This window comes from Shewanella sp. SR43-4 (assembly GCF_014163845.1).
In the GTDB taxonomy this organism is placed as follows: Bacteria; Pseudomonadota; Gammaproteobacteria; order Enterobacterales; family Shewanellaceae; genus Shewanella; species Shewanella vesiculosa.
On record NZ_JACJEB010000014.1, the window covers coordinates 1 to 18,120 of the forward strand.

Sequence of the window (18,120 nt, forward strand, 5' to 3'; positions counted from 1 at the left end):
TCATCAACCAGCTCTTGCTATCGGTTGTTATCATCAGAAACTATTTGTTTTTATCAAATCATGATCAATTACTGTCCTTCATCCTTCATCCACCTTCCATCATCCACCTTCTACCATCCATCATCATAAATCTCAGTTTTACTTACGTTTATTATATTATTTCCTGATGCTTAGACCTGGTATCGCGTTAATCATCTTTCATTAGAGTTTGTTTAATCATCGATTACTCGCCGCTATGGGCTTGAGGCTTGTCATTTAATAGAGAATAAGCTCGACTCGGGATAATAAACGATTATCAAACAGTTGTTTGTATCGCGGTTTGACTTCATTGTTTTGCAATGGGCTGGTTATTAAGGTGTTGATCGGTGTTGCTAACAAAACAAATGCGAGGTTAATGAAATAGGCCGAATGGGGGGGATTTAGCTTCCTTACTTCCCATAGCTTAACCTGAGTAATTAAAAATTTGCTCAAACTGATCCGCTAGATCTAATGACAATAACTGGCTGATGTAAGTTGTGCCGCTGTGTGATTAATTTACTCTTGGTTAATACAGTCTATGCCTGCTAGTTCAAGCTAGTAACTAAGGAGTGCGAGTTTAAGAGCCTTTTTGGGAATGGATGGTGTTTGAGCATTGTTAATATCATGAGACGATCACGGAATTGAGAGGGGGGATGATGATGTGGCATTTTTGGATCCCCTCGTTTATGAAAAGTGCTAGTTAATCATAAATAAGGGGACTACATACTATTGCAATAACGTGCAGTGAGTCGCTTTCTCATCACTAGCGAAGCTGATGAGCATAAGTCATATTCTGAATAATCTCTAAATATTAAGAGAATAAGGTTTCTTCTAAAGTTCTGCCTTTCAGCAAGGCTTTATATTGCCATTGATTCACCGTAAACAGTTCAAATAATTGTATTTCAATGGCGAAGCCAGATTGTTTTTGGTACTCAATAACATATTGATCATCACCGATACGTCTAACTTGAATAATATCGTTTAGCCCCAATAGTTTTTGGTGGAGGCTATCCATGTCACACTGTTTCATTGTCAGGGTAATAAAGTCAGTCGCTTGACTGGCTTTTATCGATACAGATTGTTGTAGTTTGCCATGCTCAAGATAGACAACTTGGTCGCATAACTTTTCAAGTTCATCAAGATTATGCGAGCTGATCACAAAAGTTGTATTACCTGATAAATCTTTAACAATCTGGCGGATTTTTTTCGCATTGGCAGGATCAAGTCCAGCTGTTGGTTCATCGAGTAAGACAATTTTAGGTGAACCCATTAACGCTTGTGCTATTGAGACTCGTTTGCTCATCCCGTGACTTAAGCTTTTGGGCTTAGCCTCAGCAGAATCGGTTAAATCAACAAGCGCGAGTACTCGTAATGCTTCTCGCTTGGCGGCTTTTGTTGTCATGCCTTGTAATTGGGCAAAGAATTGCAGTTGTGACACGATACTAAAATTAGGATCTAATGCTGCATCTTGTGGTAACGCAGATAATAGTCCTTGCAGCGCTTTGCTACCTGGCTTGTGGCCTAAAATACTAATGCTGCCATTGGTGGGTTGAATATACCCACATAATAAACTGAATAAGGTCGTTTTACCGGCCCCATTAGGACCAACTAATGCAATGGGTGCGCCCTGTGTCAACGTTAACGATACTGCGTCGAGCGCCAGCTTATTACCATATTGTTTAGAAAGGTTGTCACATTGAATGATACTCATAGTGCGCTCCGGCTCATTAAGTGTTTACCGACAAATAAAATAACCGCAGTTTGCAGTAATGGGATGGGAGCAAGTGCGAAAGAGCTTAGCCCTTGAGTATTAATTAAATTAGAAATTTGCGAACCTGGCAATATCCAATTTAACCAGCTCAGTTGGGGGAAGTTCATATTGATCAAGGCAATAAAAATCGATACCACAGCCCACAAGATAACCGCAAATATACTCGCTTGTCTGGCCGAGTTGGCATGTAATGACAGCACCGCCATTGCGGCTGTGTAGGGCAATAATACAATGACTAAGTTCACCATCACTAATAGGCTGGTGGTTATTGATGGCAGTAATAATGACATATCACGCGAAAGAGCCAATGCGATGGTGGCCAATAGTGTTAACACAATAAGCATTAATTGGATCAGCATTTGACCTAAAAAACGTCCAAAAAACAAACTGCTACGACTAACTCTTAAGGTTAAAAATCGCAAGCTACCACGTTGCTTATCTGAGCTGAATTGATCTGCGGCGATAAAAATACTGAACATGGGAAACAGATATAGTGCGGCTAGCCAGAACACTGCAAATTCTTCAACTGGCCATTCGAATAGATGGCGTAAACTCCCAGGTCCAAAGAGTGCTTCGGTAAAGTCTCTGAAGTTTGGCTGCATAATAAATTCAGATGCACTCTTAATCGGATACAGTAATAAAATTGCCCAAATTAACATAAAGGCAATTAATGAAATCATGCCGCTTTTATTGGTAAAGCGTTTGCTTAACTCATATTTGGCTAATAACCAAATATGAGTCAATGTTGATGGGGAGGCAGTACTTTCCATAATATTGTCCTTGCTTACCGTTTAACGAAAAGCATAAGTTAGTCTAATAGGGGTTCTAATTGTGCGAGCTTTTGTTCCAGCAATTCAACTCTGCGCTCTAATTCTGCAATCCGAGTATCTTGCTGTAATGTTTGCTGCGTGTGGCCTGAAACCACAATGGCATCACTACTGTTAACATCATAGTCGTCAACATTACCACTGAAGCACTCAAGAAAGCGGCAATCACGTTTATTCGGCTCTCGAGCAAGTTGTACCACTAAGGGTTTTTCACCTTGGCTTAATGCCAGTAATACGGATTCAACTTGGGATACATCAGTGAACTCGTGCAGTCTATTTGATCGCGTTTTGAGTTCCCCTGGCGTTTGAGGACCACGTAATAACAACACACAAATTAATCCAACTTCAGCACTGGTTAACTGTAATTCGCTGAACTCAGTATTACAAAAGCGATGTTTATATTTTACGACGCGACTACCAAAACCGGATTGCTCACTGATTAAGCGTTTTTTAGTGAGGTCTTCGAGTATGGTTTGTACTTGAGATTCACTGAGTGACATAACCGGTTCACGGCTACTTTTTTGGTTACATGCTAGGGTAAGTGAGTTTAATGACAGGGGATATTGATCAGGAGTTGTAAGTTCTTTTTCGAGCAAGCACCCGATGACTCGAGCTTCTAGCGGGGTTAATTCCATAAACAGTATCCTTTTAATAAAAAGCATGATTCTATTACTTTTATAACAGAGCCATGCTTTTTCTCAAAGGATTGCACTAGTTTAGGGAGGTTAATCGATTATTGTTCACACAGTTAAGCGAATACCGTCACTTTCGATAGTGATTTCACCTGCTTTAAATAAACCACCAATAGATTTTTTAAAGGCTTTCTTACTCATAGCGAGTTTGTCATAAATAACATCGGCATCAGTTTTGTCGTGTAAAGGTAAAAAGCCGTTTGCACTGCGCAGTTTATTGATGATCAAGCGAGCATTTTTATCGAGCTCATCTTTGTCACCTTTTTGTAGCACAAGATCAATTTTGCCATCACTGCGCATCGTTTTAATAAAACCGGTGACTTTTTGGCCAAAGCGAAGTTTTTGAAACACTTCATTTTGGTATATCACTCCCCAGTGCTGGTGATTGATAATAGCTTTGTAGCCTAAATCTGTTGTGCCGCCAATGATCAAGTTAACTTGTTCGCCTTCGGTGTAATGAGCTTCTGTTTTATCAACAAACTTATCCAGTTTAGAGGAGGCCATGATGCGTTCATCGGCATGGTTAGCATGAACATACACTAAATATGAGTGGCCTTCTTCGGCAGGTTTGTGTTGCTCGCCGAAAGGCAGCAATAAATCTTTGTCTAATCCCCAATCTAAAAAGGCACCATATGGGCCTGTTGCAACCACTTTTAAGTAAGCATATTCACCTACTTGAGCAAGTGCTTTTTGGGTGGTAGCTATCACAATGTCTTCTGAGTCTAAGTAAAGAAATACATCGACCATATCACCGACATTACAACCGGTAGGGACAAATTTATTAGGAAGCAAGACTTGCCCAAGCTCTTGAGCATTTAGATAAACCCCAAAATTAACTTGTTTAACGACTTCTAATGAATAACGTTTACCGATTTGTATCATGAATGACTCTGCTCTACTTTAATGAAAGATAAAAATGAAAAGATGATCTTTGGAAATCCGCTTAATTATACACGTAAATTTAGCTGACGTTGTGCCAATTAAGCACGATTAAAAATCATTTATGGTTGAGGTACTGTTTATTGATGTTTAACTCATCGATTATAGACGTTTTTTTCTGGTAATTATTCGGTAATTAACTTGCATTACTCGCCATTGCAGGTTTTAATTGCGCCGTTTTTATAAAGGCTGAAAATGTTACTGGTTTTGGGATTAAAAAGTGATCTAACCGTGCGCGAAATCAGTAAAAAACCTGTTACAGCAACTAGCCGATACTCTGTTAGTAAAATTTGCATGATTTGTGAATATCTGCGTAAGATGATTAGCATTAGATGTTGTGCAATAGATAAATAAAGATGAGATGACATTAGGGCACTTGGCAGTGCCTTTTTAGTCAAGAGTTTTGTAGCTTCAATCGTGCTGCACACTCTTTTACTGTTGAGATAACCTTGTTGTGTTATCTGGATTTTTAACAAGTAGATGCCCCTATTGCGGCACTGCTAACTTTGATACAAATACGGAAAATAATTATGTCTGATTGGTCTATCGAAGATGCTCGCTCGGGTTATAACGTGACTCACTGGAGCCAAGGTTTTTATGGTATTCGTGAAGATGGCGAAGTGACAGTGTCACCTAACCCACAAAATCCTGATCATAAAGTTGGCTTAAATGAATTAGCTAAAAGTATGGTTGAAGCAGGCGTTTCGTTACCGGTTTTAGTCCGTTTCCCGCAGATTTTGCACCACAGAGTGGAAAGTTTATGCGAAGCATTTAATGATGCAATTAAGAAGTACGATTATCAAAATGATTACTTGTTAGTTTACCCAATTAAAGTAAACCAACAGAAAACGGTAGTTGAAGAAATTTTAGCTAGCCAAAAATCGAAAGAAGTCCCTCAATTAGGGCTTGAAGCTGGTAGTAAGCCTGAATTAATGGCTGTATTGGCTATGGCACAAAAAGCCAGTTCAGTCATTGTATGTAATGGTTATAAAGATAAAGAATATATTCGTTTAGCGCTTATCGGCGAAAAGCTAGGCCATAAGGTGTATATCGTTCTGGAAAAAATGTCAGAACTTAAAATGGTATTAATTGAAGCAGAAAAGCTCGGTATTACACCTCGTTTAGGTTTACGTGTACGTTTGGCTTTCCAAGGTAAAGGCAAATGGCAAGCCAGCGGTGGCGAAAAGTCCAAGTTTGGTTTATCTGCAGCGCAGGTGTTGAAAGTTATAGCTGAATTGAAAAGTGCTAACATGCTTAATTCTCTACAGTTATTACATTTCCATTTAGGGTCGCAAATTGCCAACATCCGTGACATTCGCCAAGGCGTAAGTGAAGCTGGCCGTTTTTATTGTGAATTACGCCAACTGGGTGCCAGTATTGATTGTTTCGATGTCGGCGGCGGGTTAGCGGTTGACTACGATGGTACTCGTAGCCAAAGCAACAACTCAATGAATTATGGTTTAAATGAGTATGCAAACAATATCGTCAATGTATTAACCGATTTATGTAATGAATACGAGCAACCAATGCCGCGTATTATTTCTGAATCAGGTCGCCATTTAACGGCGCATCATGCAGTGTTGATTACGGATGTTATAGGTACTGAAGCCTATCTTCCTGAAAATATTCAGGAACCAAGTGAAGATGCACCGCAATTGCTCCACAATATGTGGCAATCTTGGTTAGAAATCAGCGGTCGTTATGATCAACGTGCGATTATTGAAATTTATCATGATAGCCAAAGTGATATTTCTGAAGCACACTCATTGTTTGCTGTGGGTCAATTAAGTTTGGCTGACCGAGCTTGGGCAGAACAAGCTAATTTACGTGTTTGCCATGAAGTGAAGGGATTATTAAGTAACAATAACCGTTATCATCGTCCAGTGATTGATGAATTAAATGAAAAATTAGCCGATAAGTTTTTCGTTAACTTCTCATTATTCCAGTCATTACCTGATGCATGGGGTATTGATCAAGTGTTCCCTGTGTTGCCTTTATCGGGATTAGATAAAGCGCCAGAGCGCCGTGCGGTTATGTTAGATATTACCTGTGACTCAGACGGTATTGTGGATCAATATGTTGATGGTCAAGGTATTGAAACTACCTTACCTGTACCTGCGTGGAGTGCTGACAGCCCGTATTTGATTGGTTTCTTCATGGTGGGTGCGTACCAAGAAATCTTGGGCGATATGCATAACTTATTTGGTGATACTAACTCAGCAGTAGTGCGTATCGATGAGCGTGGATTAAGCCAGATTGAGTCTGTCTTACAAGGCGACACGGTAGCAGATGTATTACGCTATGTGAATCTAGATGCTGTTGACTTTATGCGCACCTATGAAGAGCTTGTGAATCAGCATATTGTTGAAGATGAGCGAGCTAGTATTCTAGAAGAATTGCAGTTAGGTCTTAAAGGCTACACTTACTTAGAAGATTTTTAATCTCTTCTATTAGGTTAACTTGTTATCCAAAAAGCCTAGCACCCTCAGGTGGCTAGGCTTTTAAGTTGCTAAGATGTTTTTTGAAGGTTCAGAGAAAAAGTTAGAGATTATTGTTGATGCAGCCGCGCCTAAATTACGGTCTTTAGATCGAACGTTTTGGCAGGGGCTTGTTGCTGCCTCAAATGCAGACATTTTATCTAGCATAAGCAATGATTTTTGTGATGCTTATTTATTGAGTGAATCAAGCTTATTTGTTTGGGATGATCGTATCGTTGTGCTCACATGCGGGGCTAGTACGTTAGTCGAATCAGCCTGTTACTTCATTGAGCATATAGGTGAACAAGCGATTTCCTATGTGTGTTATCAGCGTAAAAATGAATATTATGCTCATTTACAAGCCAGCTCTTTTGGCGATGATGTGCTTAGGTTAAGAGATTTTATTGGTGGGCAGGCCTATAGAATGGGTCATTTAGATAGCCATCACCATTATATTTTTACCACAGATAAGCATTATCAAGCCAGTCCACTTGATACCACCAATGAATTACTGATGTATCATATTTCTGGTACCGTAGCAGACTATTTACGTGGCGAGCATCAATCAACAGAACAAATTAGTCAGCTGTTACAATTGGAACAATTATTCAGCGGTTTTAGTGTTGATCAATATTTATTCAGTCCTTTAGGGTATTCAATTAATGGTATTCGAGGTGCTGAATATTTTACTATACACATTACGCCGCAGGAAAATAGCTCTTATGTGAGTGTTGAAACCAACATCGATATTAGCTCAAATCAGGTCGATATTTTTGCTGAGCTTATCGTATTATTACAGCCTAACAGCTGCGATATTATTGGCTTTAATAGTCATATGGCCAATAAGCCAATGTTAAATTATGTGTGTTTAAGCCATTGTTCGATGACTCTTGAGCAAGGTTACAACATACATTTTAGCCACTATCAGCAAGATTGCTTAGAAGTGCTGAAGCCTATTTTATTATAATTATCGGTGCTAGCTATCTTTTGCATAGCCTATGACTCCTTTCACCGACAAAGCTAATTATTGGCTTTATTCAAATGTATTTAGCTATTTACGCCAAGCGCTTAATTTTAAACCCATTGAGTCTAACACTGTCATTGTGATTACTTAGATGCTGCTTTTCATCCGCTACGGATACCTCAGAGTGTTGTGGCTTAACCTGTGATAAATCAATGGCAATTATGCGCGGTTTACGTGGTATGAGTCTTGTTGCGATAGATGTTGTTGCAGTCGCAGCATCATAAATTCTGCTGAAATTACCGCGCTTGCAGGTGCAACATTGGACCTTGAAATACTGTATGTTTGGACCCAAGGTAAAGGCTTAATTAAAAAGTAATTTTAACTTTACTATTAAACACCTAAGCCAACGTGTTGACGTTGGCTTTTTTGTGTCTGCTCAGCGTAGAATACAACTTGCAAGCTTTAATGAGGAGCCAGTATGAGTGATTTAAGTGATATTCGCCGTGAATATACCCAAGGTGGATTAAGAAGGGCTAATTTACCTGCTAACCCAATGGATCTGTTTGAACAATGGATGCAGCAGGCTAAAGATGCTCAGCTTTCCGATCCAACTGCTATGTGCGTTGCTACGGTTGATGAAGATGGTCAGCCATTTCAACGTATTGTGTTACTGAAGAAATTTGATGACAACGGTTTTGTTTTTTTTACTAATTTAGAAAGCCGCAAAGCTAAACAAATAGCCGTTAATAGCAAAATCAGTTTATTGTTTCCATGGCATCCACTTGATCGCCAAGTCGCGGTATTAGGTCAAGCGGAGCCATTATCGATGTTAGATGTGGCAAAATACTTTATGTCTAGACCCAAAGACAGCCAAATTGCTGCTTGGGTATCTAAGCAATCAAGCAAAATTAGTGCGCGACAGGCCCTTGAAGGAAAATTTGCAGAAATGAAAGCAAAGTTTGCCCAAGGTGAAGTCCCTCTGCCGAAGTTTTGGGGCGGATATTTAGTTCGTCCTGCCAGTGTTGAGTTTTGGCAAGGTGGTGAACACAGATTACATGACCGATTTATTTACACCAAAACCGATGCTGATTGGAATATTGATCGTTTGGCACCTTAATGAGTGTTAATGAACAGGAGCTTTTAGCTGTGATAACGAATAAAATCTGGGTTGATGCTGATGCTTGCCCTAATCCGGTTAAAGAGATGTTATTTCGGGCATCTGAGCGGAAATCGATTCAACTTGTGCTGGTTGCTAATCAGATGATTAAAGTACCAATATCACCTTTAATTAGCATGATCCGAGTGAGCTCAGGTTTTGATGAGGCCGATAACTACATTGTCGAACAAGTGGCACAAGGGGATTTGGTGGTTACTGCTGATATTCCCCTTGCATCGGATGCGGTTGATAAAGGTGCGCTTGTATTAAATCCCAGAGGAACGGTTTATACCGTGGAAAATATCAAACAGATCCTGACAATGCGTGACTTTATGGAAGAAATGCGCAGCAGTGGTATTCATACTGGTGGCCCGAATAGTTTTTCACAAACGGATAAGCATGCGTTTGCACAAGCATTAGACAAATGGCTGGCTAAATTGATCCCCAGCAAAATATAAGCAAATATTACTCTATACTTAATCTGACTTTCTATACTAAGGACTTTATGATGAAAAAATGGTTACCATTATTAGCCGCTAGCTTGCTCAGCACATCTGTGATGGCAAGTGACTGGCAAGTCAATCAAGATCATTCTCGAGTAAGCTTTATTTCGATTAAGAAAACTGATATTGCTGAAGTGAATCATTTTAAACACGTTGCTGGTTCATTAACGGATGCGGGTGCATTTTCTTTATCGATTGATTTAACCAGTGTTGATACTGGAGTTGAAATTCGTGATCAGCGTTTGCAGTCAGTGTTATTTGAAGTCGCGCAGTTTCCAACATTAACGATAGATGCGGTGGTCAATCCTAAATTGCTTGCCGGATTAAAAGTCGGTGACACATTAACGACCCAAGTTGAAGCGACCATTATGTTACATGGTCAGAAACAACAGAAGAGCTTTGATGTGTTAGTGGCAAAATTATCTGATAAGAAAATGGTGGTTTCAAGTTTAGCGCCTGTGATTGTACAAGCAAATGAATTCGGTCTTGTGGCAGGTGTCGAAAAACTCAAAGAATTGGCCGGTTTACCGAGCATCAGCTTAGCAGTGCCTGTGTCATTTGTGCTAACCTTAGCGCAGTAGTTATCGGTGATTGAAAATGGCATTCGATCATCACGATTGAAAGCCATTTTCGGTTAAGTCGTTTCAAGAAAGGTAGGATAAAATGGTTACTGACAAAGAAGGGTACATACATTTAATTCAGTATTTAACTGAACATTTAGGGCTGTTTGAGTCATCTGAGAATAATGTAGCGGCAACTGAAACTGTCATGGAATTGTTTGAAGAGCAGTTATCTGCTCAGATTATTATGGTTTGCGGCCAGAACCCACAGTTATCGTTTGCTGAGCGCAATATGGTGATCCGTGAAATTGACGCAATTGTATACGATTTAGAAGAGATTTTAGCCTCTGTCGCTAATCATTTAGCCACCCCTGAACAGAGTATTTTTATTACTGAGTTTTCTGGTTTAATTAAAAATTTATTTGATCAAGAAGTTGATCATTTGTTGCGTTAAACGCAGCTAAACGCCCGCTATTAAAGCGATTTGTGGATTTTTGGAATTGATCATGTTTAAAAGAATTGTGATTGCCGCTGTATTGTGTTTCCTTTCTATATCCGTATTTGCAAGTGATAAAACCGTTTTAAGACAAGTTGAAACCATGACTGTTGCTAAGTCTGGACTTCATTATCGTGCCCGCATTGATACCGGTGCAGCCAATACCTCATTACACGCAGTCGATATAGATATTATTGGCGGTGCATCTAAGAAAATGAAAAACGATGTCGGTAAAATTGTTGAATTTACTACACAAAATGAGCGTGGTGAGAAAAAACGTATTCAAGCTGAAATAGTCAGTACATCTAGAGTCAAAAATTCTCAAGGGATTGAAACACGTTATATGGTGAAACTCGACGTCGGTTTTGCCAATGAGTTTCATAATATTCATGTTAATTTACGTGATCGTAGCCATATGAATCACAAATTACTCATAGGGCGTAACTTTCTAAAGCATGATTATATCGTGGATGTTTCAGATAAAAAAATGATTGGGCCTCTAGCTGAGTTGAGTATTAAGCAAACTGGCTTGTTGTATAATACCCGCATTGATACGGGGGCTGTTGAAAATTCATTACATGCGGTGAACATTCGCGTCGATAAAGAAGACACAGTTAATATCGAAAATAACATAGGTAAAATGATCACATTCACCACAGCTAACGAAAAAGGTCAGCAAGCTGAGGTTCGCACCAAAATTCGTGGTACCTCATTAATTCGTAATGCACAAGGTACAGAAAGACGATACATGGTGAGGTTAAATGTTGGTGAACCTCGTCATGAATATGTTGTTGATGTTAATCTTAAAGACCGCAGCAAAATGGGTTACAAATTATTAATTGGCCGCAATTGGCTGCAAGGTCATTATATGGTCGATGTGTCCAAAAAACATTAATCACAGTTAAACCAATTCATCTTATTAATACCGCTCATTATGAGCGGTATTTTTTTATTACTTTTATCTGATCCTGCAACATACCTGCAACCTAACTGTCATCGGTTACCGATATAGTAACAGCCGATTTACGCTATAAATCGATAAAAATATGTTTACGATATAAATCAGTTAACTAAAATTATGGATAATAATAAGGGTCTATTATGTTAAGCAATAAAACCTTGCTTGCGGCATCAATATCAACATTAATGGCTTTTCAAGTCAGCGCACAAGATTTACTTATTTCAGAATACGTGGAAGGTAGTAGTAATAATAAAGCTATCGAATTATATAACCCAACAGGCACCAATATTGATTTAAGTGATTATGTATTATCATTTTATTTTAATGGTAATACTTCTGCGTCAACCAAGATTAATCTTTCAGGCAACATTGCGGCTAACTCTACTTTTGTGATTGCTGATAATGATGCTTCAGCAGACATTTTAGCATTGGCCCAGTTGACTTCTAATGGTAGTTTTTTTAATGGTGATGATGCCATTGTGCTGACTCATAGCGACAATGTTATCGATTCTTTAGGCCAAGTAGGCGTCGATCCCGGTGCAGAATGGGGCAGTGGCGATATCTCTACCCAAAATAATACGTTGCGCCGTGATACAAATAATTTAACTGCAGATCAAGTGATTGACGATGCCGTAACATTTGTGGGCTGGCAAGGTTTTGCGCAAGATGACATTAGTGACTTAGGTCGATTTTCAGCCAATGGTTCAACGGATCCAGTTGATCCAGTTGATCCTGTTGAGTTTGTCTGTGGTCAATCAGCTGTCGCTATTCATGAAATACAAGGTAATGCACAAGCCAGCGCATTGATAGGGAATACAGTGGTTGTTGAAGCCATTGTCACCAGCGATCAGCAAGCGGGTTTAAAAGGCGTGTTCTTGCAAATGGCTGACCTTGAAGCTGATGCTGATATAGACACTTCGGAAGGTATATTTGTCTATACCGGCACTCAGGCGTTACAAGTTAATGCGGGCGATAGGATTCGATTAGCCGCAAATGTAGCAGAATATAACGGTGTGACCCAGTTATCGGGCGTTAGCCAATTTGCGCTTTGTGCTACTCAGCAAATGTTGCCAAGTGTCTCATCGGTTACCTTGCCAATAAATGACAATCAGCAGCTTGAGCGTGTTGAAGGTATGCGTGTGTATTTTGACCAGGATTTAGTGGTCAATGAGGTATACAGCTTAGGCCGCTATGGGGAAGTGTTATTAGGTAGTAGCCGCCACTTTATTGGAACTCAGGTCGCGACTCCAGGTGCTGATGCTGTTGCCGTTACAGCCGCGAATTCCCGTGACAGCATTATTTTAGATGATGGTTCAACTCGCCAAAATCCTGAAGTGATCCCGTATCCTGCGCCCGGGCTATCGGCTAATAATACCTTACGAGTGGGTGATAGTGTGACTCGGCTTGAAGGGGTAATGCATTATGGCTTTAATCAATTCCGCATTATGCCGACCAGTTTAGTGAATGTTATCCAAAGTAATCCACGTCAAATGGCACCAGAAGTGGTTGCTGATGCCGATTTACGAGTCGCCAGTTTTAACGTGCTCAATTACTTCAATGGCGATGGTAACGGTAACGGTTTTCCAACTGATCGCGGTGCTGATTCAGCCGTTGAATTTGAGCGTCAACGCGCAAAAATTATCAATGCCATGCAAACGATCAATGCTGATGTATTTGGTTTAATGGAAATTGAGAATGATGGCTATGACACTAGTTCGGCCATCAGTGATCTTGTTAGCGGTTTAAATGCGGCACTAGGCACAACAACTTATGCGTATGTAGTGCCTAGCGTGACAAAAATCGGCACCGATGCAATTACTGTGGGAATGATTTATCGCACTGATAAACTGACGCTATCTGGTGAGGCTGGGATTTTATCATCAGCAAATTCACCCGCTGATGATAATGGCGTGCAATTGTTTGATGACAGTAAAAATCGTCCAATGCTCACTCAGCAATTTACTGTCAATGGCACAGACGAGAATATTGTGGTTGCCGTGAATCATCTAAAATCTAAAGGCAGCAGCTGTGATAGTCTTGGTGATCCTGACTTACAAGATGGTCAAGGTAATTGTAACCAAACTCGAACTCGAGCAAGTGATGCTATTGGCCAATGGTTAGCGGTGCAATACCCTGATAGCAAAGTACTGGTAATAGGCGATTTAAATGCCTACGCAAAAGAAGATCCGTTAACCATGCTAGCAAGTCATGGTTATAATGAATTAACCAGCTATGTCGGTGCCCAAAAGCCTTACTCTTATGTGTTTTCTGGTGAGTCAGGTCAGCTAGATCATGCTTTAGCCAATGATGAATTAGTCAGCAACTTAGTCGGCATTACTCAATGGCACATTAACGCCGATGAGCCTATAGTACTGGATTATAACGAAGAGTATAAATCGGCAACACAACTGCAAGAATTGTATCAAGCGGATGCATTTCGTTCATCCGATCATGATCCTGTGATTATCTCGTTTAAGTTTGCTCCAGCAAATGCGTTACCTGTGGCCAGCTTTGAGCAACAATTAAATGGCAGTGTATTGCACGTTCAGTCAACTTCAACTGATAGTGACGGCCAAATTGTTCAGCATCAATGGGACTTTGGTGATGGCACTGTGGTATCTGGCGTGACGGCTTCGCATCAGTATTTGCAACCAGGCGATTACCAAGTGCAATTAACCGTTACCGATGACAAAGGTGATGTTGCGACGAGTGTCAGCAGCATAAGTATTGTCGAGCCTGTCAACATGGCCCCCATTGCGCAAATTCAGCGAGTAAATTTATGGTTTATGCAGTTATTTATTTCAACTAGCTATGACCAAGACGGTGTCATTAAGCGCCAGCAATGGGCCTTTAATAATGGCCGCAAAGCGCGCGGACCTGTGGCCTTTAGTTTCAGCCGTCGTGAACATACCGTTGAGTTAACTGTGGTTGATAATGACGGTGAAACAGGCTCAGCAACGATGCGTTTTAGATAATAAGATTTGACTGATTATCGATGGGTATCTATTTGAGTTAGTCTCAGTAAAAAGGCGCATAACGCGCCTTTTTTATTACGTAATTATGCCAAATGATTTGTGGCTGGCATGTAAAAATTCCCCTGCAGTTAATAAGAATGATAGGCAATAGGCAATCACTAGCAACATAGACGTCGAAATTGTAGTTAAATACAACTATTTGGCATTAAAAAGTCCAATAATGACTAGTAAAATGGTAGTCGCTAACGTAAAATTTCAGTCTTTATTTTTAACCTTAGTTTTAGCTCTTTGTGGCTTTTGACAAGAGTTAAACTACCGCGTCGTCACTATTGATTGTTAATAGTCGACCAGACGCCCAATCGCATTGATATGCACAAATGCAGTGGATGATAACATGCAGCAGTTAACCGAGATCGTAGAACAAGCCTTAGAGGTCATTGATAAGGCCAGTGATCTAAAGACATTGGATGATATCCGTGTCGATTACCTTGGTAAAAAAGGTAAAATCACTGACATGATGAAAATGATGGGGTCATTAAGCGCAGAAGAGAAACCTGCCTTTGGTGCCGCAGTCAATCAAGCAAAGCAAGCCGTTCAACAACAGTTGACAGAGCGTATCGACGGATTGAAAGCATCAGAATTAGAAGCTAAATTAATTGCTGAAAATATCGATGTCACTTTACCTGGTCGTACGTTAGATATTGGTGGCTTACATCCGGTTACGCGTACAATCGAACGTATCGAAACATTCTTTGGTGAACTTGGGTTTGTTGTTAAGCAAGGTCCTGAAATCGAAGATGATTTCCATAATTTCGATGCGTTAAATATTTCTGAGCATCATCCTGCTCGTGCCGATCATGACACGTTTTACTTTAATCCAAAAGTGATGTTGCGCACCCAAACTTCTGGCGTGCAAATTCGCACGATGGAACATGAAAAGCCACCGCTACGGATCATCTCTCCAGGCCGAGTTTATCGTAACGATTACGACCAAACACACACGCCAATGTTCCACCAAGTTGAAGGCTTAATGGTTGCAGAAAATGTTAACTTTGCTGAGCTTAAAGGTATCTTGCATGACTTTTTGCGTAACTTCTTTGAGCAAGATTTAGAAGTGCGTTTCCGCCCATCTTATTTCCCTTTCACAGAACCTTCTGCCGAAGTGGATGTGATGGGTAAAAACGGTAAGTGGTTAGAAGTATTAGGCTGTGGCATGGTACATCCAAACGTACTGCGCAGTGTGGGTATTGACCCTGAAAAATATTCTGGTTTTGCTTTTGGTATGGGCGTTGAGCGTTTAACCATGTTGCGCTACGGCGTAAATGATTTACGTGCCTTCTTCGAGAACGATTTACGTTTTCTTAAGCAATTCAAATAACGGAGCAAAAATTAGATGAAATTCAGTGAATCTTGGCTTCGTGAGTGGGTTAACCCATCAGTAAGTCGTGACGCATTATCACACCAAATTACCATGGCCGGCCTTGAAGTTGACGGTGTTGATGCTGTGGCTGGCGATTTTAGCGGCGTGATCATTGGTGAAGTGGTTGAATGTGGCCAGCATCCTGATGCCGACAAACTACGCGTTACCAAAATTAATGTTGGCGGTGATGAACTTATCGACATCGTTTGTGGCGCACCAAACTGCAGTTTAGGCTTAAAAGTTGCGGTAGCTATGGTCGGCGCAATATTGCCTGGCGATTTTAAAATCAAAAAAGCCAAATTACGTGGTCAACCATCAATGGGCATGTTGTGCTCGTATGGTGAGTTAGGTATGGACATCGAAAGTGATGGCATTATCGAATTACCACTAGATGCGCCTTTAGGCGTAAATGTGCGTGAATACTTGCAATTAGATGACGCCATTATTGATGTTGATTTAACAGCTAACCGTGCTGATTGTTTAGGCATGGCTGGGCTTGCGCGCGAAGTGGGCGTGTTAAATCGCCAAGCAGTGACCGAGCCTTCTTGGCAAGCTGTTACAGCGACTATTGACGCACCGTTTAGCATTAATGTTGTGGCGCCAGATTTGTGCCCTCGTTACTTAGGCCGTGTGGTTAAGAACATTAATGTTAAAGCTGCTACGCCATTATGGATGCAAGAAAAGCTACGTCGCAGCGGTATTCGTTCAATTGATCCAATTGTTGATATCACCAACTATGTGTTGATCGAATTTGGTCAGCCAATGCATGCGTTTGATTTAGCGACCTTAAATGGCGGCATTACTGTGCGTTTGGCAGATGGTGTTGAAAAGTTAACTTTGCTAGATGGTAACGAAATTACTGTCCCCAACGACACCTTAGTGATTGCCGACGATAAACAAGCTGTTGCATTGGCAGGCGTATTTGGTGGTGAGAGTACTGGTGTGAGTGAACACACCCAAAACATCCTTTTGGAATGTGCTTTCTTCTCACCACTAGCCATTATGGGTAAATCACGTCGTTTAGGCTTACACACAGACGCGTCACACCGTTTCGAACGTGGTGTTGACCCTGAGCTACAGCATAAGGTGATGGATCGTGCTACTCGCCTAGTATTAGATATCTGTGGTGGTGAAGCAGGGCAAGTGATTGAAGCTTTGTCTGCGGAGCATTTACCAACAGCGGCTAATATTACTTTGCGTCGTAGCAAGTTAGATAAAACCTTAGGTCACTTTATTCCTGACTCTGACGTGGTTGAAATACTAGAACGTTTAGGTTTTAGCGTGCAAACCAATGCTGATGTATGGAATGTGACCACCGCGACTTATCGTTTTGATATGGCGATTGAAGAAGATTTGATCGAAGAAGTGGCGCGTATTTACGGCTACAACAACATTCCTAACGTTGCCCCTATGGCTGCGTTAAGCATGTCTGATCACCAAGAAGCTGATATCTCGCTTAAGCGTGTGCGCAGTGTGTTTGTTGCACGTGGTTTCCAAGAAGCGGTGACCTACAGCTTTGTTGATCCAAAAATGCAGAATATTGTGCACCCAGGCGAAGAAGCCATGGTGTTGCCAAACCCGATTTCAGTTGAAATGTCAGCCATGCGTTTGTCGATGTTTACTGGATTATTGACTGCTGTAGGTTACAACCAAAGCCGTCAGCAAAATAGAGTACGTTTATTTGAGACCGGTTTACGCTTTGTTCCTGATGCGCAAGCAGATTCTGGTGTTCGTCAACAAGCTATGCTGGGCGCGGTTATTTCTGGTGTTCAAAATGACGAACATTGGTCAATGGAATCGAAAACTGTCGACTTCTTTGATTTAAAAGGTGATTTAGAAGCAATAATCGGCTTGACAGTTGCCTCTACAGAATTTAGTTTTAAAGGGGCAACACATCCTGCGCTGCATCCAGGTCAATGTGCTGAAATATTGAGAAATAATCGAGTCATTGGTTACATCGGTGCTATCCATCCTAGTTTGGAAAAGCCGTTTGGCCTCAATGGTAAAACAATTGTTTTTGAGTTAGAACTGGATGCATTATTGCACGCCCGTTTGCCGCTAGCCCAAGCTGTATCTAAGTTTCCTGCCAATCGTCGCGACATCGCGGTAGTAGTAGATGAAACTGTTTCTGCAACTGATGTTATGAATTTGATAAGAAAAGTTGGCGAAAATCAGTTGGTTGGCTTAAACTTGTTCGATGTATACCAAGGTAAAGGTGTTGAGCCTGGCAAAAAGAGCCTAGCCATCGCACTTACGTTACAAGACACTACTCGCACACTTGAAGATAAAGATATTACTGAGGCTATGGAATCAGTGGTATTGGCTCTAAAGACCGAGTTCAACGCATCGTTGAGGGATTAA

At 40.7% G+C, this 18,120-nt stretch carries 15 protein-coding genes; 11 read left to right on the forward strand and 4 right to left on the reverse strand.

Annotated elements, in window-relative coordinates; all coding sequences use genetic code 11:
- Positions 1–829: 829 nt before the first annotated feature.
- The 4 genes from H5123_RS15250 to H5123_RS15265 form a co-directional block, all read right to left on the reverse strand.
- On the reverse strand, positions 830–1,729 hold the full coding sequence (locus H5123_RS15250; RefSeq protein ID WP_182698522.1) for an ABC transporter ATP-binding protein: 900 nt from the start codon (positions 1,727–1,729) through the stop codon (positions 830–832).
- Entirely contained in the window at positions 1,726–2,559 is an 834-nt protein-coding gene (locus tag H5123_RS15255) for an ABC transporter permease (protein WP_124018115.1), read from the reverse strand. The genes H5123_RS15250 and H5123_RS15255 overlap by 4 nt, the downstream gene beginning before the upstream one ends.
- A 38-nt stretch (positions 2,560–2,597) precedes the next feature.
- Positions 2,598–3,251 (reverse strand): YceH family protein, encoded by a 654-nt coding sequence (locus H5123_RS15260; protein WP_124018116.1) that lies wholly within the window; start codon positions 3,249–3,251, stop codon positions 2,598–2,600.
- Between the two features lie 105 nt (positions 3,252–3,356).
- Positions 3,357–4,190 (reverse strand): S1 RNA-binding domain-containing protein, encoded by an 834-nt coding sequence (locus tag H5123_RS15265; protein ID WP_182698523.1) that lies wholly within the window; start codon positions 4,188–4,190, stop codon positions 3,357–3,359.
- Positions 4,191–4,777: 587 nt separating this feature from the next.
- Between H5123_RS15265 and speA the strand changes: the two genes are divergently transcribed.
- The 11 genes from speA to pheT all read left to right on the forward strand — a co-directional run bounded on the left by speA (position 4,778) and on the right by pheT (position 18,120).
- Positions 4,778–6,688, forward strand: a complete 1,911-nt coding sequence (gene speA / locus H5123_RS15270) for a biosynthetic arginine decarboxylase (protein WP_124018118.1) — start codon at positions 4,778–4,780, stop codon at positions 6,686–6,688.
- Positions 6,689–6,761: 73 nt separating this feature from the next.
- Positions 6,762–7,691, forward strand: coding sequence for an adenosylmethionine decarboxylase (locus H5123_RS15275; protein WP_182698524.1), 930 nt, complete (start codon positions 6,762–6,764; stop codon positions 7,689–7,691).
- A 209-nt stretch (positions 7,692–7,900) separates the two neighbouring features.
- Positions 7,901–7,972 (forward strand): hypothetical protein, encoded by a 72-nt coding sequence (locus tag H5123_RS20860; RefSeq protein ID WP_404948320.1) that lies wholly within the window; start codon positions 7,901–7,903, stop codon positions 7,970–7,972.
- A 194-nt stretch (positions 7,973–8,166) separates the two neighbouring features.
- Entirely contained in the window at positions 8,167–8,805 is a 639-nt protein-coding gene (gene pdxH, locus H5123_RS15280; protein WP_124018120.1) for a pyridoxamine 5'-phosphate oxidase, read from the forward strand.
- Positions 8,805–9,302, forward strand: a complete 498-nt coding sequence (locus tag H5123_RS15285) for a YaiI/YqxD family protein (protein ID WP_124018121.1) — start codon at positions 8,805–8,807, stop codon at positions 9,300–9,302. The genes pdxH and H5123_RS15285 overlap by 1 nt, the downstream gene beginning before the upstream one ends.
- A 50-nt stretch (positions 9,303–9,352) precedes the next feature.
- Entirely contained in the window at positions 9,353–9,928 is a 576-nt protein-coding gene (locus H5123_RS15290; protein ID WP_165870182.1) for a YceI family protein, read from the forward strand.
- An 82-nt stretch (positions 9,929–10,010) separates the two neighbouring features.
- Entirely contained in the window at positions 10,011–10,361 is a 351-nt protein-coding gene (locus H5123_RS15295; RefSeq protein ID WP_124018123.1) for a DUF3802 family protein, read from the forward strand.
- A 52-nt stretch (positions 10,362–10,413) separates the two neighbouring features.
- On the forward strand, positions 10,414–11,298 hold the full coding sequence (locus tag H5123_RS15300; RefSeq protein WP_124018124.1) for a RimK/LysX family protein: 885 nt from the start codon (positions 10,414–10,416) through the stop codon (positions 11,296–11,298).
- A 206-nt stretch (positions 11,299–11,504) separates the two neighbouring features.
- The gene (locus H5123_RS15305; protein ID WP_182698525.1) at positions 11,505–14,339 is read left to right on the forward strand and encodes an ExeM/NucH family extracellular endonuclease; all 2,835 of its coding nucleotides are present in this window, start codon (positions 11,505–11,507) and stop codon (positions 14,337–14,339) included.
- Positions 14,340–14,733: 394 nt separating this feature from the next.
- Positions 14,734–15,717, forward strand: coding sequence for a phenylalanine--tRNA ligase subunit alpha (gene pheS / locus H5123_RS15310; RefSeq protein ID WP_182698526.1), 984 nt, complete (start codon positions 14,734–14,736; stop codon positions 15,715–15,717).
- 15 nt (positions 15,718–15,732) lie between these two features.
- Positions 15,733–18,120, forward strand: a complete 2,388-nt coding sequence (gene pheT, locus H5123_RS15315; protein WP_182698527.1) for a phenylalanine--tRNA ligase subunit beta — start codon at positions 15,733–15,735, stop codon at positions 18,118–18,120.